This is a genomic window from Salinivibrio sp. EAGSL (assembly GCF_013366455.1).
GTDB lineage: Bacteria > Pseudomonadota > Gammaproteobacteria > Enterobacterales > Vibrionaceae > Salinivibrio > Salinivibrio costicola.
This window is the reverse complement of the sequence record NZ_JABWMG010000006.1, coordinates 35781-55034: the sequence shown is the minus strand read 5'-3', so window position 1 is coordinate 55034 and position 19254 is coordinate 35781. Positions and strand designations below refer to the sequence as shown.

Annotated in this window: 17 protein-coding genes; 5 read left to right on the top strand and 12 right to left on the bottom strand. The window is 49.5% G+C overall.

Annotation, left to right across the window (positions count from 1 at the left end; all coding sequences use genetic code 11):
* Positions 1-80: 80 nt before the first annotated feature.
* Together HLG76_RS05070 and HLG76_RS05065 are read right to left on the bottom strand one after the other, a co-directional pair.
* Positions 81-689, bottom strand: coding sequence for a bifunctional 4-hydroxy-2-oxoglutarate aldolase/2-dehydro-3-deoxy-phosphogluconate aldolase (locus tag HLG76_RS05070; RefSeq protein ID WP_175993211.1), 609 nt, complete (start codon positions 687-689; stop codon positions 81-83).
* A gap of 9 nt (positions 690-698) precedes the next feature.
* Positions 699-2078: a GntP family permease gene (locus HLG76_RS05065; RefSeq protein ID WP_077460901.1), complete on the bottom strand. Its 1380-nt coding sequence runs from the start codon at positions 2076-2078 to the stop codon at positions 699-701.
* A 152-nt stretch (positions 2079-2230) separates the two neighbouring features.
* Between HLG76_RS05065 and HLG76_RS05060 the strand changes: the two genes are divergently transcribed.
* Both HLG76_RS05060 and edd read left to right on the top strand, forming a co-directional pair.
* The gene (locus HLG76_RS05060) at positions 2231-2752 is read left to right on the top strand and encodes a gluconokinase (RefSeq protein WP_077576110.1); all 522 of its coding nucleotides are present in this window, start codon (positions 2231-2233) and stop codon (positions 2750-2752) included.
* Positions 2749-4542, top strand: a complete 1794-nt coding sequence (edd, locus tag HLG76_RS05055; protein WP_175993210.1) for a phosphogluconate dehydratase — start codon at positions 2749-2751, stop codon at positions 4540-4542. The genes HLG76_RS05060 and edd overlap by 4 nt, the downstream gene beginning before the upstream one ends.
* A 21-nt stretch (positions 4543-4563) precedes the next feature.
* On the opposite strand, the gene HLG76_RS05050 is transcribed toward edd, so the two are convergent.
* Positions 4564-5565, bottom strand: coding sequence for a substrate-binding domain-containing protein (locus HLG76_RS05050; protein WP_077460904.1), 1002 nt, complete (start codon positions 5563-5565; stop codon positions 4564-4566).
* Between the two features lie 159 nt (positions 5566-5724).
* Here HLG76_RS05050 and HLG76_RS05045 point away from each other — a divergent pair, with 159 nt between their 5' ends.
* Both HLG76_RS05045 and HLG76_RS05040 read left to right on the top strand, forming a co-directional pair.
* Positions 5725-6114: a DUF3302 domain-containing protein gene (locus tag HLG76_RS05045; protein WP_175993209.1), complete on the top strand. Its 390-nt coding sequence runs from the start codon at positions 5725-5727 to the stop codon at positions 6112-6114.
* Positions 6114-7244 carry an HlyD family secretion protein gene (locus tag HLG76_RS05040; RefSeq protein WP_175993208.1) on the top strand — a complete coding sequence of 377 codons (1131 nt, stop codon included), beginning with the start codon at positions 6114-6116 and terminating at the stop codon, positions 7242-7244. The genes HLG76_RS05045 and HLG76_RS05040 overlap by 1 nt, the downstream gene beginning before the upstream one ends.
* 14 nt (positions 7245-7258) lie before the next feature.
* On the opposite strand, the gene arfB is transcribed toward HLG76_RS05040, so the two are convergent.
* The 5 genes from arfB to HLG76_RS05015 form a co-directional block, all read right to left on the bottom strand.
* Positions 7259-7672 (bottom strand): alternative ribosome rescue aminoacyl-tRNA hydrolase ArfB, encoded by a 414-nt coding sequence (gene arfB / locus HLG76_RS05035; RefSeq protein WP_021022988.1) that lies wholly within the window; start codon positions 7670-7672, stop codon positions 7259-7261.
* 102 nt (positions 7673-7774) lie between these two features.
* On the bottom strand, positions 7775-8470 hold the full coding sequence (locus tag HLG76_RS05030; RefSeq protein WP_175993207.1) for a pirin family protein: 696 nt from the start codon (positions 8468-8470) through the stop codon (positions 7775-7777).
* 163 nt (positions 8471-8633) lie between these two features.
* Positions 8634-10259, bottom strand: a complete 1626-nt coding sequence (locus tag HLG76_RS05025) for a methyl-accepting chemotaxis protein (protein ID WP_175993206.1) — start codon at positions 10257-10259, stop codon at positions 8634-8636.
* A gap of 257 nt (positions 10260-10516) precedes the next feature.
* On the bottom strand, positions 10517-12439 hold the full coding sequence (locus tag HLG76_RS05020) for a DUF4105 domain-containing protein (RefSeq protein WP_217706490.1): 1923 nt from the start codon (positions 12437-12439) through the stop codon (positions 10517-10519).
* Between the two features lie 106 nt (positions 12440-12545).
* Positions 12546-13028, bottom strand: a complete 483-nt coding sequence (locus tag HLG76_RS05015; RefSeq protein WP_021022964.1) for a DUF3015 domain-containing protein — start codon at positions 13026-13028, stop codon at positions 12546-12548.
* A 275-nt stretch (positions 13029-13303) separates the two neighbouring features.
* Here HLG76_RS05015 and HLG76_RS05010 point away from each other — a divergent pair, with 275 nt between their 5' ends.
* A complete protein-coding gene (locus tag HLG76_RS05010) occupies positions 13304-15115 on the top strand; it encodes an ABC transporter transmembrane domain-containing protein (RefSeq protein ID WP_175993205.1) in 1812 nt (603 codons plus the stop codon).
* Here the strand turns inward: HLG76_RS05010 and HLG76_RS05005 are convergent.
* The 4 genes from HLG76_RS05005 to gcvH all read right to left on the bottom strand — a co-directional run bounded on the left by HLG76_RS05005 (position 15112) and on the right by gcvH (position 19215).
* The gene (locus tag HLG76_RS05005) at positions 15112-15285 is read right to left on the bottom strand and encodes a DUF6435 family protein (protein WP_108743183.1); all 174 of its coding nucleotides are present in this window, start codon (positions 15283-15285) and stop codon (positions 15112-15114) included. The genes HLG76_RS05010 and HLG76_RS05005 overlap by 4 nt on opposite strands.
* 72 nt (positions 15286-15357) lie before the next feature.
* A complete protein-coding gene (locus HLG76_RS05000; RefSeq protein WP_077668964.1) occupies positions 15358-15765 on the bottom strand; it encodes a hypothetical protein in 408 nt (135 codons plus the stop codon).
* Between the two features lie 192 nt (positions 15766-15957).
* Positions 15958-18822 (bottom strand): aminomethyl-transferring glycine dehydrogenase, encoded by a 2865-nt coding sequence (gene gcvP, locus HLG76_RS04995; protein ID WP_175993204.1) that lies wholly within the window; start codon positions 18820-18822, stop codon positions 15958-15960.
* A 15-nt stretch (positions 18823-18837) separates the two neighbouring features.
* Positions 18838-19215, bottom strand: coding sequence for a glycine cleavage system protein GcvH (gcvH, locus tag HLG76_RS04990; RefSeq protein ID WP_021022957.1), 378 nt, complete (start codon positions 19213-19215; stop codon positions 18838-18840).
* Between the last annotated feature and the right edge of the window lie 39 nt (positions 19216-19254).

Sequence of the window (19254 nt, the reverse complement as noted above, 5' to 3'; positions counted from 1 at the left end):
AGCACAGGCGGTATGCGTGCGAGCGACCCCATTATCTTCAATAAGTGGGGTCGATCTTTTCTTAACGGATGCGAGAGCTATCACAGCGCCTTAATCAGTGCTGCGATCTCATCCCACCTTTGCTCATTAATCAACTTGGCGGGCACCATCCAAGTACCGCCACATGCCAGTACAGAGGGCAACGCGAGATAATCGCTCACGTTTTCTTCACTCACGCCGCCGGTTGGCATAAAGCTGACCGGGTACACCGCAGATAGCGCTTTTAACATCGCAATGCCTCCTGACGCTTCCGCGGGGAAAAACTTCAACGTATCAAGACCAAGTTCCATGGCTTGCTCGACCAAACTCGGGTTGTTGATCCCAGGGACGATGGCAATCCCACGTTGTTGGCAATGTTTTACTGTAGTGGGATTAAGCCCAGGGCTAACAATAAAATCCGCCCCAGCGTCAATCGCAGCATCGACTTGTGCAGGCGTCAGTACCGTTCCGGCACCAATCAGTAGCTCGGGATAGGCATCGCGCATTTGGCGGATAGCACTGGCAGCCGCGTCGGTACGAAAGGTGATTTCGGCGCACGGTAAGCCATTGTCGACCAAAGTTTTAGCGAGCGGCACGGCATCGTCCGCATTATTAATCGCAATCACCGGCACAATGCGAATTGCCTTGAGACGTTGGTTTAGTTCAGTCATGGGATTCCCTTATAGTAAAATGCTTAATAGCGCTACGATAACAAACGCGATAGTCCCGAGCAGGGTTTCCATCACAGTCCAAGTTTTTAGCGTGGTTTTTTCATCCATTTCGAGCAAACGTGATACGAGCCAAAAACCCGAGTCGTTGAAATGCGATAAAACGGTAGCTCCACCGGCAATCGCGATGACAATAAAGCATAAATCGAGTTGAGATAAGCCGACAGTGTGCGACACCGTGGGCGCAATCAGCGCGGCTGTGGTTGTGAGTGCAACGGTGGCTGAGCCTTGTGCGACACGCAAGCAGGTAGCAATCACAAACGCGGCCAATATTATCGGCATCCCTGTATCTGACAGCATGTTGGCGAGTGCTTCACCAATGCCGCTAGAACGAAGTACGCCTCCAAACATCCCGCCCGCACCGGTCACCAAAATCACCGCACAAATCGGTGCCAATGAGTCGGAGCACAGCTTCTCCATTTTACTTTTGCCAAGCTTTTGGCCGAAGACTAACAAGCAAGTTAACAGCGTGATGAGCAGTGCAACCGGTGTTTTACCCAGCATACGCAGAAAACCAACCCATGGGTTTTCGCCGTCAACGATACCTGCAACACTGAGTGCGTTTAAGCCTGTGTCGAGGAAAATTAGCATGACAGGTAGGAGTAAGATCATCAGCACCGTAGAAAAGGTGGGATGGTCCTTTTTGTTTTTAAACATCACTTCTGTATTTAAAAACGCCTTCGCAAGGGGAATATTGAATTTCTTGCCGGCATACAAACCAAATAAATAACCGCCTAGATACCAAGTGGGTAGCGAAACCAGTAGCCCAACGACCAAGAGCAGACCCATATCTGCGCCGAGTAAATCTGAGGCCGCAACGGGGCCGGGGTGCGGGGGAACGAAGGTATGCATAACCGCAAATGCACCCGCGACGGGTAGGGCATACTTTATCGGTGAGCCACCTAAACGTTTCGCGACACTAAACATAATGGGCATCATCACAATCAGCCCCGCATCAAAGAAGATCGGAAAGCCAAATAGTAGAGAAGCGATACCCAGTGCAAACGGAGCACGGGCTTCGCCAAAGCGGTCGATCAGCGTATCGGCCAATACATTTGCGCCACCGGTGACTTCGAGAATTTTACCAATCATGGCGCCGAGCCCAACGAGCAAGGCGACCGACGCCAGGGTGCCGCCAAACCCTGTCATCATGGCCGGCACTACCTTATCGGTAGGGATCCCCGTGGCCAAAGCAGTGATTAAGCTGACCAATGTGAGTGATGCAAACGCATGCACCTTAAGTTTCATTATCAGTAGTAATAACAACGCGATAGCGCCCAATGCTATCAAGAGTAAAGTAGTGGGTTCAGGGCTTTGTGCGAGTAGTTCCATGGCTCACCTCTTCCGACCAGGATGTTTGTGTTAAACTTCACAAATCTCAACGTTACCGGTAACATGTTACCGGTAACCACACTAAGATAAAGACAATTATTGAATGCGTTATCAAAAATGAGATCTGGTTAAAATCTCGCTAAGGAGTGGGTATGGCAATTGGCAGTGTGATTGTGATGGGCGTCAGTGGCTCGGGGAAAAGCACCCTTGGCGCAAAGTTGGCACAGCGCTTAGGGGCAAAGTTTATTGATGGAGACGACTTACACCCGCGTGCGAATATCGAAAAAATGGCGACGGGTAAGCCGCTTGATGATCATGACCGAACTCCCTGGCTGGGCCGGATTAGCGATGCCGCTTTTAGTTTGGAGCATAAACATGAATATGGCGTGATTGTGTGTTCAGCCTTAAAGCGCCGCTATCGAGACCAGATCCGAGATGGCAATCAGAACGTTACCTTTTTGTTTTTGGACGGAGATTATGCGTTGATCCTCGCAAGGCTTCGAGCGCGCAAAGGGCATTTTATGAAAACCCATATGCTGGATAGCCAGTTTGCCACGTTGGAGGTGCCGGGTGACGATGAGCCTGATGTGGTCCGAGTCGGCATTGATGCAGACATTGATACTGTGGTGACACGTGCAGTGAACGCTTTAAAAGACAAGGAGGATGCCGAATGACACATCCGACATTGATGGCAGTGACAGAGGCGTTATGCCAGCGCAGCCAACCGACGCGCATCGCGTTTTTGCATCGGACTCAACAGCAAGCCGATACCGGGAAAGCGCGTACCAGTCTGTCTTGCGGTAACATGGCGCATGCGGTGGCGGCGTCGTGCCAACAAGACAAACAGCACATGCTGGATATGACCACCGCCAATGTGGCGATTATCAGCGCCTATAACGATATGCTGAGCGCGCACGCGCCCTATGCTGACTACCCTGATCAGATCAAAGCCGCTTTGCTGCCGTTAGGTCATACCGCGCAAGTGGCAGGTTGTGTGCCTGCGATGTGTGATGGAGTGACCCAAGGCCAACCGGGAATGGAAATGTCATTGTTTTCACGTGATGTGATTGCACAGGCGACTGCGATATCGCTGAGTCACAATGTGTATGACGCAACATTATTGCTTGGTGTATGCGATAAAATTGCACCGGGACAATTGATGGGCGCGCTGGCCTACGCCCATTTACCTACCTTATTTATTCCCTCCGGCCCAATGACAACGGGCACCAGCAATGATCAAAAAGTGGCGGTGCGTCAAGCCTATGCGGCAGGCGAAGTAGGCAAAGACGCATTACTCGCCATGGAATGTCAGGCTTATCACAGCCCGGGAACCTGCACCTTCTATGGTACGGCCAATACCAATCAACTGGTGCTCGAGGCGATGGGATTAATCTTACCTGGCGCTGCCTTTGTCCCACCAGACTCAGCGTTGCGCCAAGCGTTGACTTGCTATGCAGCGACAGCGTTAGCCTCTCAGTGTGCCGAAAGTGCAACTTACCGACCATTAGCCGATGTGGTGACTGAAAAAAGCGTGGTGAATGGTGTGGTTGCGTTGTTGGCTTCAGGCGGCAGCACCAATCATACCATCCATTTGGTGGCCATGGCGCGAGCAGCAGGGATTATCCTAACGTGGGAAGATATTGATGCGCTCTCTCGTATAGTGCCCTTGCTGACTCGAGTCTACCCCAATGGGCCGGCCGATATTAATGCCTTTGAAGCGGCCGGAGGCGTACCGACGTTAATGGCTCACTTACATGCGCTAGGGTTATTGCATGCTGATACCTTGCCTGCCGTCGGCCAATTTAGCGACCAGCTGACCACACCACGATTAGATCAGGGGCAGCTTGTTTGGGAAACCGCCACCCCATCAACCGACACAGCGGTCATTGCCCAGCCCGGTTCACACTTCAGTGCAACCAGTGGCTTGCGCATGCTGTCTGGCAATATGGGTAACGCGGTGATCAAAGTATCTGCGGTTGACCCCGCGCATCGCGTAGTTTGTGCGCCCGCACGGGTGTTTGAGTGTCAGCACGAGGTCGAGCAGGCCTATCAACGCGGTGAGCTCAACCAAGATGTGATTGTGGTGGTGCGTTTTAATGGCCCTGCTGCTAATGGGATGCCAGAGCTCCATAAACTCATGCCTATTCTCGGCAATGTGCAAAAAATGGGTTATCAGGTCGCACTGGTAACAGATGGCCGGTTATCCGGCGCGTCAGGCAAAGTCCCTGCGGCCTTGCATGTCTGTCCGGAAGCCATGCATGGCGGTGCGTTGGCGTCCATTCAAGACGGCGATCTGATCACATTGGACGCGAATACTGGCGTATTGACCTGCCATGCTGACTTATCTCAACGATATGTAGCTAATACGCCTCAAGCTGCTACAACCTGGGGACGTGATTTGTTTGCTGCGGCGCGTCAGCAGGTGTCTCGCGCTGATGAAGGGGCGACATATCTATTTCCGTGATCGCTCGGTCAACCGTGATGGTTACAAGCTGCCACCGTCTGTGATGGTGTGTGGGATAGCATGCACTTTTTCGGTGATAGTTTCACCGCTTAATGCTTGAATCAAAAGTGTCGCGCTGCGCTCACCGATTAACTCTCGGGGCGTCGCGACACTGGTGAGTCTTGGGCTGACCACAGTGCCAATATCCAACGCATTGTAGCCGACAATGCTAAGCGTTTTAGGTACCTCAATGTCTTGCTGTTTACAGGCAAGTAACGCACCGACGGCGAGGTCATCATTGGTACAAAACAGCCCGTCACAATCTGGATACTGAGCCAAGGTTTGGTTAAGTAAGGTCTCGCCTAAGCTGAATGAAGAATGCTCCTCGGTGGCAACACAGCGAGGAGTGAGTCCTGCCTGTGTCATCGCGCGTTCGTACCCTTTTTGCCGCAGCTGAGTGCGGGTATCCAGACGAGCCGCCAAATACACAATCTGCGTTTTATCTTTGTTGATCATCGTTTGAACTGCATCATAAGCGGCTTGCTCATGATCAAGCCCAACTGCCATATCAATCGGCGTTTCTGGAAGCTCCATGGTTTCTACCACAGGAATGGCGGCGGTTTTTAACATTTGTAACGTACGTGGGGTGTGGTTAGTTTCAGTGAGGATTAAGCCATCCACTTGATAAGAGAGCAAAGAGGCAATTTTCTCTTCCTCTGCCTGCTCGCTATAGCCGGCGTGCGTAATCAAAATGTCGTAGCCATGTGCCTTAGTCACGCGTTCAATGCCCTGGACTAAATGAGCAAAGACTTGGTTAGATAATGAAGGAAGCACAATTCCAATGGCTTTGCTCGATGATTTAGATAACATCGCGGGCACACGATTTTGTATGTATCCCAATTCTTCAATCACCGCCGCAATCTTGTCGCGTGTCGCAGGGGCGACTGACTCCGGATTGCGCATATAGCGCGAGACTGTCATTTTGGTCATCCCGACGCGGTCAGCAATATCTTGTAAGGTGGCCCGGTTTCTTTTTTCTGTCATCTCATGCACTAGCCGAAAATGTTACAAGTAACATTAGAGCAATCTGTTCACTGATAAGCAAGTGAAAATTGGTGAGTCTCGATAAAGCCCTATACCGAATATGTATGTGCTACGTTTAACCATAACATGACTGTTAATTCGTTGTTTAGTGAGTGTTCTATGGCGTTAGATTATATTGCTCTTGGGATGTTGGTTTTTGTGGTTTTAGTTATTTTTTATGGCGTGATTGCGATTCATGACATTCCTTATGAAATTGCGAAAAGGCGTAATCATCCCCAACAAGATGCTATCCATGTGGCGGGCTGGATAAGCTTGTTTACACTTCATACGCTATGGCCTTTTTTGTGGATATGGGCAACGTTATGGCGTGAGGATCGCGGTTGGGGGTTCACGACATTAAAAGAAGAGCAGCATGATATTAATCATCATGTTACACAGTTGAGCGAGCGAATCGAACAGCTGAAAAGTGACGTTGAATCCCTCAAGCAACAGCAACAGCAACAACAAAACGACCAAACGATGACCCAAGAAAAGCAGGAGAATGACTAATGGACCTACTGCTTATCATGACTTATACGGCGATCTGCATCGCTATCTTTAAAATATTCAAAATTCCTTTGAACAAATGGAGTATACCTACGGCAATTTTGGGTGGCATTGTGATCGTGGGGGCCATGACGTTATTAATGAATTACAACCATCCGTTTACACAACTCGGCAAGCAAGCGTTCTCAACAACCCCGATTGTCCCTGGGGTGCGTGGTCGCGTGATTGATGTTCCCGTAAAAGCCAACCAACCTCTCGAAAAAGGTGACGTCTTATTTAAACTGGATCCGACTCCGTTCCAAGCGGAAGTAGATAAAATAGAGGCGCAAATTAAAGAAGCGAGTCAAGATGCACTCGGCTTAGAATCCACGGTATTGGAGGCCGAAGCGGAAAGACGAAGAGCCATTTCTGAGCGGGACAAAGCAAAGCGAGAATACGAGCGCTATCAAAAAGGCTTCAATAAAGGTGCATTTACTGAACAGGAGCTTGATACAAAAAGACAAGCCTATTTATCCGCTGAAGAAGCCATTAATGTGACTGAGGCACGGCTTAATCAAGCTAACCTTGCTTTAAATTCACAGATAGGAGGTCAAAACACCACTGTTGCGCGTTTACTGTCAGAGTACAGAAAAGCGCGGTTTAATTTAGAGCAAACGGTGGCTAGGGCGCCAACAGATGGATTTGTGACACAATTGTCATTACGTCCTGGAATGATGGCGGTGCCGTTTCCTTTATCGCCTGTCATGACGTTTATCCATGACGAAGAGAGAATATTTACTGCCGCATTTAGGCAAAATTCTCTTCAGCGCTTGGCTCCTGGATTTGAGGCTGAATTTATTTTTCCTTCCATGCCGGGGAGGGTATTCCAAGGTGAAGTGATTGAGGTTCTACCTGCGATCGCAGAGAGTCAGTTTCGTGCACAAGGGAGCTTAATCGGTACCGATGCGTTTAAAGAAAACGGACGCGCACTGGTGTCCCTCAAGCTTGACGATGACGCCATGGCTCATCAATTACCGCTTGGGGCGAGTTTTGAGGTTGCGGTTTATTCGGATCGTGTACATCATGTATCAATAATGAGAAAGATCCTGATTCGCATGAAAAGTTGGCAAAGCTATCTTTATATTGATCATTAAGCCAATGGGATTTGTCACGGCGCCACTTTTCCGCGCAAAGACTTAGTCTGGCTCTTACGCTTTTTGGATTCTACGCGGCGGCGTTGTGACGCTTTGGTTGGCCGAGTTGGCTTGCGTTTTTTCTGCTCCACCATCGCGCTTTTAATTAGCGCAGCGAGGCGTTCTAACGCGTCTTCTCGGTTTAGCTCTTGGGTGCGGTAGTTTTGCGCTTTTATCACCACGACGCCGTCTTTGGAGATGCGTGAATCGGACAGTGTCATTAAGCGTGCTTTGTAGGCATCAGGCAGTGACGAGGCGTGAATATCAAAGCGCAAATGAATGGCACTCGACACTTTATTGACGTTTTGTCCGCCTTTCCCAGCGGCGCGGATGGCCGTGAGCTCGATTTCACTGTCGGGAATCGCTACTTTGTTGGATAGAGTCAGCATACGGCCTCAAATATTAACAAGAGGCGCGCAGTGTACATAGCATTAGGCCTGTGGCGCAAATAAGCCTGCAGGCCGAGTCTTTTTGAGTCGTTAATCGGCACTTTAGGGTAAATCAAATACCAGTGTTTGGCTGATTTCGTTGCCGACATTACTAAAGGTGATGTGACGGATATCTTCGACTTTCGCGCCATCACCGGGAGAAAGAGATGTGTTTTCAACCTTAAGAGTGCCCACGACTTGATGCACATAGGCGTTGCGTCCTGCCTCCAAAGCGAAGGTAACAGACTCACTCGGCGCCAAGACAAGTTGCAGCAAACGTGCCTCTTGTTTTATTTTTAACGAGCCATTCTCACCCGTTGGCGTCGCAATGACGGTAAAGCCGGCTTGGTTGCCAAAATCTTTTTGCTGATAGCCTGGCTCTCCGCCTCTTTCGTTAGGTTCAATCCAAATCTGTAAAAAACGCAATGGCTGGGATGACGAGGCATTATATTCACTGTGATAAATACCACGCCCAGCCGACATCAGCTGGAACTCGCCAGCGGGTAGAGTTTGTCGGTTGCCTTGACTGTCTTTGTGTTCTATTGCTCCTTCCAGCACCAGACTGATGATTTCCATATCACGGTGTCCATGGGTATCAAAGCCCGCGCCAGGCGAAACGATATCATCATTGATCACACGTAGTGCAGAGAAGCCCATATGATGGGCATCGTAATAGCTACCAAATGAAAAGGTATGGCGGCTTTGTAGCCAACCAAAGTTAGCCTGACCGCGATCGCTGGCATGACGTACTGTAATCATAACGCTTCTCCTCACTGATTCGATGTTGAACAGCGGTGACGCTGAACAATAGATGCAGTGTAGAAACAAAAACGCCGTGCGAACACGGCGTAATCTTGTGCATCTTGTTCTAAAACATTGAACGAGTATCGTGCAGGAGAAATAGCACGCATCAGATAATGTACTAAAGCTTAAATGTTTCCATGCGTGTTTTTAAGTTATGCGCAAGATTGCTGATTTGGTCACAGGCAATCGCTGTTTGCGTTGCCCCCTCGGCCATTTCCGTTGAGGCACTATTAATGTTCTCAACGCTGCGGTTAAGCTCGTTAGAGACAGAGCTTTGCTCACTGCAGGCGGTAGCAATTTGGGTACTGCGTTGGGCGATATCATCAACAGAGACTTCAATTTCCCGCATTTGTTCGCCGGTATCGCTGACCGTTTCTACACATTGCGTAATGCCTGTTTGGCATTCATGGCTCGATTCGCGGACCTTAGTCGTGTTTATTTGCAGTGTCTCGATGGTATTAACGATTTGCTCGGTCGATTCTTGAGTACGCTGTGCCAGTGAGCGAACCTCATCGGCTACCACAGCAAACCCTCGGCCTTGCTCACCGGCACGGGCTGCTTCTATCGCCGCATTCAAAGCCAGTAAGTTAGTTTGCTCGGCAATACCACGAATCACATCAACCACGACATTAATGTCTTCGGAGCTTGTTTTAAGTTGCTCTGTTAACGTCTCTGAGTCTTGCATCAATCTAGATACGCGTTCAATAATGCTAATCGCATCGGCTAATGAACCATTCCCTTTTTTTGCTATATCTGCTGCCGAATGCGCTGATGTTGCGCCTTCTTCGGTATTTTGTGCCACTTCACTGACAGCGGCTTGCATCTGGGTCATCGCTGACGCCACCGATCCAAGCTCTTGCTGCTGGTTTTGCATACCTGACGCATTTTGAGATGAAATCGCACTCACCTCTTCAACGGCGGCAGTTAGCTGAATGGTAGAATCGTTAATTTCTGATACCAATCCGTGAAGATTGTTTTGCATCGTCACCAATTCTTTGAGTAAGGAGCCAAGCTCATCTTTGGACAAGTCCTTTTCATCAAATTTGTTGTTGAGCTGACCTTTGGCAATACTCGATGCAAACGCGAGCGCTTTACCGACTGGGCGAGAGATAGCGCGAGAAAGCAGAATAGATGCAGCCATAATCACTAAAATGATCACAAGTGTTCCAATGGCTGCATTTATCTGAGCGGTGGTTGCTGCACTCTGGGCTTCTGCCCCAATTTGCTTTACTAAGTCATCGTTTAGTTCGAGTGTGTTATCCAAGCTTTTTAGCGCATCGGAATAGGTCCCAAAACTGGCTAACACGACTTCATTCGCTTTGTCAGGATCGTCATTTCTTAAAAGCTGGTTATAAGACTGGGTTTCCTTAATGTACTGATTCCACGTTTTCTTAAACACATTAAATGATTGTTTCTCTTGTGATGTGAGGTCCAGAGCTTGATAAGCTTTGATCCCAGCTTGTACATCGGCACGCCATTGGTCGAGATCGTTTAACCATTGCGATATTTTTGGGTTACCGCTGTTTGGTAGCAGTGAAAATTCATCTTTCCGGACTTTGGTGATGTCGACCTGAATGCCTTTTAATATTGATACCGAGGGGAGACTTTTGTTTGAAAGTTGTGTGATATCTTTACTTATCGTCGATAGGCCGAGCATAAACATGATGGCAACGGAGGCAAAAACGATAAAAACGGCAATAAAACTGAGCCCTATTTTTTTGACAACACTAAGATCTTTCATCATCTGCTTTCCTGTTCATCGCGCTTATGAACTAGCGCAAAGGTGTTTTGTAACAACATTAAGCTAAGCGTAGACGATTTAGATGATAAAAAGGTTATTAATTGTGAGGGAAGGATATAAACACGCTGAGGGAAAACCGAGGAGTAACTTGTTATGAAAGCGGGCCGTTAATCTTGAATGCTATTAGACCCGCTGGTTTTAGGGGATGCGTGCTATTTCTTTGCTGTCAGTCCGATAGGACGGCATACGATTTGAGGTGTTTAAAAGTAAAAATAGCTAGTAATGTGACCACTCATCTCTTCGTTCTCCCAGTGCTGGTAGCGTGCTTTACTGCGAATAGACCAATCATCGGTGACGCGCCAGTTCCAAGTCATATCGACTTGTGATTGTGTCAGGGAGGAACGATTAAGCAGCGGCAGATACTGTGCTTGCACGCCGAGACGATGGTCATCAGCAAGTTGCCATAGCAATCCTGATTCTATGCCGGTTGCTAGATTAAATTGGTTATCGCTGGCGTCGCCATGAGTTAATGCTGTTGACCACAAAGCGTAGGCATGTAAACCGTCACTTTCTCCCCACGACTGACCTACGCCCCCTTGGGCAAACCAACGGCTATCTTGTCTCTCGGTGCCTGGTAAACGGTCAAAGCCTGCACGGATATTCCACGATAGACTAGAGAAAACCCGTTTTTTCGGCGCGATTGTCATTGCATCGATCAGATAAAGCTTATCCAGTTGCGTATTACCGTTTTCATCGTGACTGATAGCGACATCAACAAAGCTGATTTGTGCGCCGGGCACAAAGCCATCTTGGGGATCCATTAAGTCATGGTATGCCGCGCGCCATTCAAGCGAGAGGGCATCTGGACCGTTTTTTGCGGTTCTTGCTCCAAAACCAATACGTGTAGAGCCGTGCCCTTTATCCGGCGATACATTGATATTAGCTACGGACTCAAACGGAGAGGCTGCACTGACTTGGCTGCGCATGCTGAGTAATTTAGTGAGGCGCTGCGCATAGGGATCTCTAGGAAGTGCTTGATCATAAAAATCAAAATTGAGCCACTCGTAAGCAAATTCATAAATAGCGGCCAATTGCTCGTCAGTATATTGCTGATGGTCAGGGAAATGGCCACTTTTCGCTTTTTTCGCGGCTTCAAACACCGCAGGAGAGGCTTGTTGCGACATATTTAATAGGCGAGTGCCAAACGAGGCACGAAAACTCGGTGTCTCAATCAAGTCATTACTGGCTAGCGTTTTTACTGTATCTGACGGGATCGCTTGAAACGGGAAATCATCGACCAAACTTAAATCATCGCGAGCCAACTGAAGCAATGCGAGCAGTTGGTATGAGCAGTTTTCGTCAAGAAAGTAGTAATCGAAGGTCGCGCTTTGCATCTCCCACAAATGCAGCAATACACGATTTACCTCTTGCTCGGACAAGTTAAGGAGATATTCCCAAATATCTCGCGACTCAATGTCGTTATACTCGCGAACCTTACGATAATAAGGCATCACAGTAAATTGCCCCGGGTAAGCGCCAAACAGCCCCTTTGCGGCATACATGGCGGCATTGTCATCTTGGCTGGGTTCGGCAGCAAAATTGACTGCAAATGCCACCAATTCTTTATTTCGTGTTTGATCTTGTGCGTCAATTCGTAACAGCGTATGGCCAAACATTGATGAGGGATTGTTCATAAATGCCGTTGGAAAAACCAGCGTCATGCCATCTGGATCAAGCACCTTTTGCCAACGCTCAAGTTCAGGGCAATCGAGTTGTGCAGTGCGTCCTGCTTTAGACTCGAGCCATGTAAAACGCGCGGGATATTGACACCTTGCTGCTTTTGCAACGGAGGCATCGGCATGGTAAAGCGCATTAATTGTCGCTGCTAGCTCTTGTTGCGGGTGTGTCTTTCCGTTAGCGGCAAGGAAAAAATCTTCTGAATCAACCGTACTTTCATAGCCTGATAACGTGTTAGGTAGATAGTGAACCAGTTTTAGCCAGTATGCTTGGTTGGCCAAGGAGGGAATATCAAAGTCACTATTTTTCGTAACAGTAGCGGTCTTAGCAAACGTAGCCGTGTTGGTAAAATCAGGCGTACTCGCAAAAGCCGGCGCGCTAAAGAGAGAAAGAATGATGAGACTAAGACGAACAAATAGCGAGGTGCGAGAATGAATAAGTCTCATATCAGTACAACGATTCACGTCCAGAAACATGAAAGTGCCCAAGTAGGGCACTTTCGTACTTAATAACCGCCACTGTTTGGCGGATAACCGTCAAGCGTTATACCGCTTAAATTTTATACGTTGAAAGCTGCTCGTTTTGCGCTACAACAGTATTTAGGTTGGTCAGTACTTCTTGTGAAGTGACTTGATCAGAGGTTACGATCGATGCAAAGTTTTGCTTAGCAACGTCGTTAAATGCTGCTTTGTCTGCATCTTTGATGCCCCAAACTTCAGAAAGCGTTGCCAACGTTTCGCCTTCGCCACGTGCGATATCACGCGCTAGGTTGTCCATGTTTCCGTCAATGAACATGGCTAGCTTCTGCTGCGAATCAATGGTGCCTGTGCCATCACAGCCCAGCGTACCAAAGGTGATACCAAAGGTTTGGTTACCAGAGGTGCCGTTTGTGGTGGCGCCGAGTACTTTGTAAACCTTTCCTTGTTGACCATCAAATACCATTGTGCCGAGACCACAGCCGATATCTGAATCTGCCAATGCCGCGCCAGAGAGTGGAAGGGTAGCAAGTGCAGCAATAGCGATAAATTTTTTCATGGTAATCCTTTTGATTAAAAGTGTTGCAACTAGAGTTTACCTCATAATAGCTTCTCAAAGGTGAGATTATTAGGCAGGAAAACCCTAAAAATTTGGTGTGATGATTATATTGACTGTTTTGTATAATTTCAACGACACCTTTGAAACGTGGGATTAGCTGCTCAAAGAAAGAGAAATAGCGAGCTATAACAGCTTATAGTGGCCAAAGCATTCATAATAGGAATGTTCGTCAGGCAATAACACGCTAACATGCAAGGACAGCATTAAGTGAACTTATGGCAAATCAAACCGCAACGGATACCTCATCGAAACAATCTGCCGTGAATCGCAACAGTAAAAACCTGACTATATTGTGGGAGCTTATTGCGTTTATCCGCCCTTACCGTTGGCAAGTGAGCGCGGCATTGCTGGCTTTGGTTTTTACCGCATCATTAACACTCTCCGTCGGACACGGCGTTCGGCTTTTGATCGACCAAGGCTTTGCACAGCAATCACTGGTTGAGTTGGGTAATGCGGTACAGTTTATTTTGCTGATCACGGTATTAATCGCGATCGGCACCTTTTTCCGGTTCTATCTGGTGTCATCGGTAGGTGAGCGGGTCAGTGCCGATATTCGCCAAGCGGTGTTTGATCATGTGATTGATCTGCATCCGAGTTATTTTGAAACCCACGGCAGCGGCGAAATTATGTCGCGGATCACCACAGATACCAGCTTGCTGCAAAACATCATCGGCTCCTCTTTTTCCATGGCGATGCGCAGTGCGTTGCTGTGTGTGGGCGCTATCATCATGCTGTTTGCCACCAATATTAAACTGACCTTAATTGTGCTGGCCTCCGTGCCTTTTATTTTGGTGCCCATACTTATCTATGGCCGTCGCGTGCGGGCGTTGTCGCGGCAAAGCCAAGATTCGATGGCGGATGTGGGCAGCTATGCCGGTGAAGCCATCACCAATATTAAAACCGTGCAAAGCTTCGCGGTAGAAGATCACGCCAAAGCCGCATTTGGGCAAGAGGTGGAACGTGCCTATCAAATTGGTCGCGAGCGCGTGAAACAAAGAGCCATTCTCATTTCCGGGGTGATCGTGATTGTGTTCAGCGCGATTACAGGGATGTTATGGGTCGGCGGTCGCGATGTGATTCAAGGCACCATGTCGGCAGGCGATTTGGGCGCCTTTGTGTTTTTCGCCATCATGGTTGCCTCTTCCATGGCCACCTTGTCGGAAGTGCTGGGGGAGTTGCAGCGCGCGGCTGGCGCGACGGAGCGTTTGGTGGAGCTTTTACACGTGCAAAGTCATATTCGTACTCCCGCTACCTCACCGATTGTTGATGCCCAATCACTGAGCAATGATATTCGCTTTGAAGCGGTGCACTTTCATTATCTCACGCGGCCCCATCAGCCGGCGATTGATACGCTGAACCTTGCTATTCAGCCTGGTGAAGTCGTGGCGTTAGTGGGGCCATCGGGGGCCGGAAAAACGACGGTCTTTGAGTTACTGCAACGCTTCTACGATCCGCAGTCGGGTGCGATTACGCTGGGAGGACAAGATATTCGCCGCTTGTCCCCGCAAGCCTTGCGCCAACAAATGGCATTGGTGCCGCAGCAACCGGCATTGTTTAGCGATAATGTGATAGGAAACATCCGCTACGGCAGGCCAGACGCCAGTGAGCAAGCGGTGAAAGAGGCGGCAGTTCAAGCGCACGCTGACGGCTTTATTCAGCAATTACCGGACGGCTATCACAGCTTTTTGGGCGAGCGTGGTGTGCGGCTTTCGGGCGGCCAACGGCAGCGAATTGCGATTGCCCGCGCAATTCTCAAGGACCCACGGATTTTATTGCTCGATGAAGCCACCAGCGCGCTGGATAGTGAAAGTGAGCATGCGGTACAACAAGGATTGGCCACCTTGATGCGCAATAGAACGACCTTGATTATTGCTCATCGTTTGTCGACCATTCAACATGCTGATCGCATTGTGGTGATGGATCAAGGTAAGTTGGTGGATGTGGGCAGTCATACCGAGTTGTTGGCACGCTGCCCTTTATACCAGCGCTTGGTAAAACGGCAATTTAACCCTTCTTCAAGTTACTAAGCCTTGTTTTCCAAGGCTTTAATCTGTTGGTCAATCTTTTCCGCTTCTTCGGTGAGTAGTGAGTATCCTCTGATATCGCCATTGCGTTGAGCTTCAAAGGCTTGTTGTTGTTTGGCGTCGTACTGCTTTTTTAGCTTTTTAACCGGATTCGGCTTTAAAAATGAGAGCATAGTGGATCCTTTTAGATAGATGACTGCTTTCAGTACGACATTAACCTACGCTTAGATGACCGCTTGCTGTGACTAGAATGAATACGTCACGCCCAGCGCGCCGCCAAGTTGCAACTCTGGGCCGCCGTGGAAGTTAAGCTCTGGATGGACTTGGCCGTAGGCAGTGATCTGCTTGGTGATTTCCCAATCTAATCCTATCGGTAAACGAACGCCATAGTCGTCGTCCCACTCGGCCCAGCCACCAGCGCCTACATACCAATCAACCGGGATATCGGGATTATCAAAAGTGCCTTGTTGAAAAAGATAATCAAACGCGGTGCCATCATTGCCGAGGGTAAAACGGTATTGATCGTCGATTTCCAGTACAGCGCTTAGTTGTTGATCAACGGCGAGACCCGCCGAGATGCTGGTTTTTTCTTGCGCCACCGCTTGAGTGGTGAGACCAAGTGCGAGCAGGAGACCGAGAGCGATAGGTTTCATAGTGTGCCTTAATACTGCTTTTTCAGATGGCACAGAATGTAGCGGTGTTCGGAGAACAATCTGTCAAGCGTTTGTCAGCGACATTTAAAAGTTCATACCCTTATGTCAACGTTTGCCCAGAGAAAGCCATTCATAAAAAAGGCGAGCCGAGCGGCTCGCCTTTAACATCACTCTTTCCGCGAGCGGAACGGATTACTCATCCATATAGTTTTCAATGCTAGGGCAAGAACAAATCAAGTTACGGTCACCGTAGACGTTATCGACACGGTTGACCGATGGCCAGTATTTGCTTGCCTTGTTATGGGCGGATGGGAAGCAAGCCAGCTCACGTGAATAAGCGTGGGACCACTCGTCAGCCATCAGGTCTGCTTGGGTGTGGGGCGCATTGACTAATGGGTTGTCTTCCAGCGTCCATTCACCATCTTGTACCTTGGCAATTTCCTCGCGGATGGCAATCATGGCATCACAGAAGCGATCCAATTCCTCTTGGCTTTCACTTTCGGTCGGCTCAACCATCAGCGTACCCGCGACAGGGAACGACATGGTCGGCGCGTGGAAGCCATAATCCATCAAGCGTTTAGCAATGTCTTCTTCGCTGATGCCGGATGCCTCTTTGAGAGGACGAATATCGATAATACATTCGTGCGCAATGCGTCCATTTTTGCCGCGATAAAGCACAGGGTAGTAAGGACGCAAACGTTCCATCACATAGTTGGCACTGAGAATCGCCAACTCGGTCGCGCGCGTCAGGCCTTGTTCACCCATCATGGCGATGTACGCCCATGAAATAGGAAGAATCGAGGCGCTACCCATAGGTGCAGCCGAGACGGCAAATTCGTCGCCTTGCTCCACATGACCGGGAAGGAAAGGCGCAAGGTGCGATTTCACGCCAATCGGTCCCATACCTGGGCCGCCGCCACCGTGGGGAATACAGAAGGTTTTGTGCAGGTTGAGGTGCGAGACGTCTGAGCCAATGTAGCCCGGCGTTGTCAGCCCCACTTGCGCATTCATGTTGGCGCCATCCAAGTAAACTTGGCCGCCTGCCTCGTGCACCAGCTCGCACACTTGCTGCACGGTTTCTTCGTACACACCATGTGTCGATGGGTAGGTGATCATAATGCACGAGAGCGCATCTCGGTGTTTATCGATCTTGGCTTTCAGATCATCAATGTCGATGTTGCCATCGTCATCACAGCCAACTACAACCACTTTCATTGAGACCATGGCTGCGGAGGCAGGGTTGGTACCGTGGGCGGAGCTTGGGATCAAGCACACGTTGCGGTGACTGTCACCACGGCTTTCATGGTAGCGCTGAATCGCGATTAATCCCGCATACTCCCCTTGCGCGCCTGAGTTCGGCTGCATGGAGATCTCGTCGTACCCGGTGATTTCACACAGCATGTCACGCAGTGATTTACCCAGAGTTTGATAGCCTTTGGCTTGCTCCAATGGCACAAACGGGTGCAGGGCGCCAAACTCTGGCCAGGTGACGGGGATCATTTCGGCCGCGGCGTTCAGCTTCATGGTACAGCTGCCCAGCGGGATCATGCCGTGGGTGAGAGAGAAGTCTTTGTTTTCCAACGCCTTCATATACCGCATCAGCTTGGTTTCACTGTGATAGCGGTTAAAGACGGGATGTGTCAGGTACGCACTGCTGCGGCGGCATACGGTAGGGATCGCGGCCAATTCATCAGCTTCAATGTCGCTCGCCACGGCTTCTGCATTGCCTTGACCAGTGAGTGCGGTAAGCAATTGATTGACTTCTGCCAGTGTGCTCGCTTCATCAAAACTCACGCCGAGCTGGCCACCCAGTTTACGCAAGTTAAAACCAGCATCTTGCGCTTGTTGGTACAAGGCATCGGTTTGCTCGCCCGTGTTAAACGTCACGGTATCAAAGAAGCTATCGTGCGCGAGGCTCAATCCGGCTGCTTGTACCGATTTGGCGAACAGCGCGGCGAGGTGATGCACGCGGCGAGCAATTTTCTTTAAGCCTTCTGGACCGTGATACACCGCGTAAAAAGCAGCCATGTTGGCCAGCAAGGCCTGAGCGGTACAAATATTGGAAGTCGCTTTTTCACGGCGAATATGTTGCTCACGCGTTTGCATCGCCATGCGCAGGGCTTGGTTGCCTTTGCTATCGACCGATACGCCAATCACTCGGCCAGGCATGGTGCGCTTTAGCTTGTCGCGTGTCGCCATAAAGGCGGCGTGTGGGCCCCCGTAACCCATAGGCACACCAAAGCGTTGTGCCGACCCAATCACTACATCCGCGCCCATTTCACCCGGCGCTTTAAGCAAAGTGAGTGAAAGCAGATCGGTAGCAACCGCGACCAGCGTCTTCTTGCTTTGTGCTTCTGCGATAAGCGCACTGAGATCGCGCACTTCGCCGGTGGTGCCGGGGTATTGGAGTAGGGCGCCAAATACATCGTGCTGATCCAGCTTGTCCGTGTCATCAACAATGATGTCAAAACCTAAGAAGTTGGCACGCGTTTTAATCACATCCAAGGTTTGTGGGTGCACATCGCTGGCAACAAAAAAGGCGTTGCCTTTGTGCTTGCCGCCACGCTTACACAGGGTCATGGCTTCCGCCGCGGCAGTGGCTTCGTCGAGCAGCGACGCGTTGGCCAAATCCATCCCCGTTAAGTCCATTACCATTTGCTGGAAGTTCAGTAAGGATTCTAATCGGCCTTGCGAGATCTCGGGCTGATAGGGCGTATAAGCGGTATACCAGCCAGGGTTTTCCAGCACATTACGTAAAATAGGCGGTGGGGTATGAGTGTGGTAGTAACCTTGGCCAATCAAGCTACGCTTTATCGTATTTTGCGTAGCAATGTCGCTCAGTTCCGCCAGCATCTGGGTTTCGCTTTTCGGCGCACTCAGATTAAGCGGCTTCGGCAAACGGATATCCGCAGGAACGGTTTCTTCAATCACATGCTCAAGGCTGGTGGCATTGATCGCCGCCAGCATAGCGTCTTGTTGTTTGATATCCGGTCCATTGTGGCGAGCAATAAAATCGCTATCAGCCACTAAGCTATCGAGTAAACGCGTTTTAGTCATGATATTCGTCCTGAATTAGTCGTCGATGGCGGCGGCATAAGCATCCGCATCCATCAGATGATCCAAGTTGGTGTCGTCAGCGAGTTTAATCTTGGCAATCCAGCCGCCCTCAAAAGGTTCGTCATTAACTAACTCTGGGCTGTCTTCTAAATCGTCGTTAATGGCGACAACTTCACCATCAACCGGTGCATAGATATCAGAGGCGGCTTTTACCGATTCCACCAGAGAAAAGCTTTCACCTTTTTCAGTACTGTCACCCACCTCAGGTAGATCGACAAACACGACATCGCCAAGTAGGCCTTGGGCATGATCAGTGATCCCCATGGTGACTGTGCCATCGCCGTTGTCTTTGACCCACTCATGGCTTTCGGAATACTTCAGTGTCGCGTCCATTTACTACTCTCCTGCTAAATTACGAACTGCTCGATTTAT

What these genes read in the sequence shown, in the direction of transcription:
- HLG76_RS05070 (WP_175993211.1), bottom strand. Translation starts at nt 689, where the DNA reads ATGACTGAACTAAACCAACGTCTCAAGGCAATTCGCATTGTGCCGGTG.
- HLG76_RS05065 (WP_077460901.1), bottom strand. Translation starts at nt 2,078, where the DNA reads ATGGAACTACTCGCACAAAGCCCTGAACCCACTACTTTACTCTTGATA.
- HLG76_RS05060 (WP_077576110.1), top strand. Translation starts at nt 2,231, where the DNA reads ATGGCAATTGGCAGTGTGATTGTGATGGGCGTCAGTGGCTCGGGGAAA.
- edd (WP_175993210.1), top strand. Translation starts at nt 2,749, where the DNA reads ATGACACATCCGACATTGATGGCAGTGACAGAGGCGTTATGCCAGCGC.
- HLG76_RS05050 (WP_077460904.1), bottom strand. Translation starts at nt 5,565, where the DNA reads ATGACAGAAAAAAGAAACCGGGCCACCTTACAAGATATTGCTGACCGC.
- HLG76_RS05045 (WP_175993209.1), top strand. Translation starts at nt 5,725, where the DNA reads ATGGCGTTAGATTATATTGCTCTTGGGATGTTGGTTTTTGTGGTTTTA.
- HLG76_RS05040 (WP_175993208.1), top strand. Translation starts at nt 6,114, where the DNA reads ATGGACCTACTGCTTATCATGACTTATACGGCGATCTGCATCGCTATC.
- arfB (WP_021022988.1), bottom strand. Translation starts at nt 7,672, where the DNA reads ATGCTGACTCTATCCAACAAAGTAGCGATTCCCGACAGTGAAATCGAG.
- HLG76_RS05030 (WP_175993207.1), bottom strand. Translation starts at nt 8,470, where the DNA reads ATGATTACAGTACGTCATGCCAGCGATCGCGGTCAGGCTAACTTTGGT.
- HLG76_RS05025 (WP_175993206.1), bottom strand. Translation starts at nt 10,259, where the DNA reads ATGATGAAAGATCTTAGTGTTGTCAAAAAAATAGGGCTCAGTTTTATT.
- HLG76_RS05020 (WP_217706490.1), bottom strand. Translation starts at nt 12,439, where the DNA reads ATGAGACTTATTCATTCTCGCACCTCGCTATTTGTTCGTCTTAGTCTC.
- HLG76_RS05015 (WP_021022964.1), bottom strand. Translation starts at nt 13,028, where the DNA reads ATGAAAAAATTTATCGCTATTGCTGCACTTGCTACCCTTCCACTCTCT.
- HLG76_RS05010 (WP_175993205.1), top strand. Translation starts at nt 13,304, where the DNA reads ATGGCAAATCAAACCGCAACGGATACCTCATCGAAACAATCTGCCGTG.
- HLG76_RS05005 (WP_108743183.1), bottom strand. Translation starts at nt 15,285, where the DNA reads ATGCTCTCATTTTTAAAGCCGAATCCGGTTAAAAAGCTAAAAAAGCAG.
- HLG76_RS05000 (WP_077668964.1), bottom strand. Translation starts at nt 15,765, where the DNA reads ATGAAACCTATCGCTCTCGGTCTCCTGCTCGCACTTGGTCTCACCACT.
- gcvP (WP_175993204.1), bottom strand. Translation starts at nt 18,822, where the DNA reads ATGACTAAAACGCGTTTACTCGATAGCTTAGTGGCTGATAGCGATTTT.
- gcvH (WP_021022957.1), bottom strand. Translation starts at nt 19,215, where the DNA reads ATGGACGCGACACTGAAGTATTCCGAAAGCCATGAGTGGGTCAAAGAC.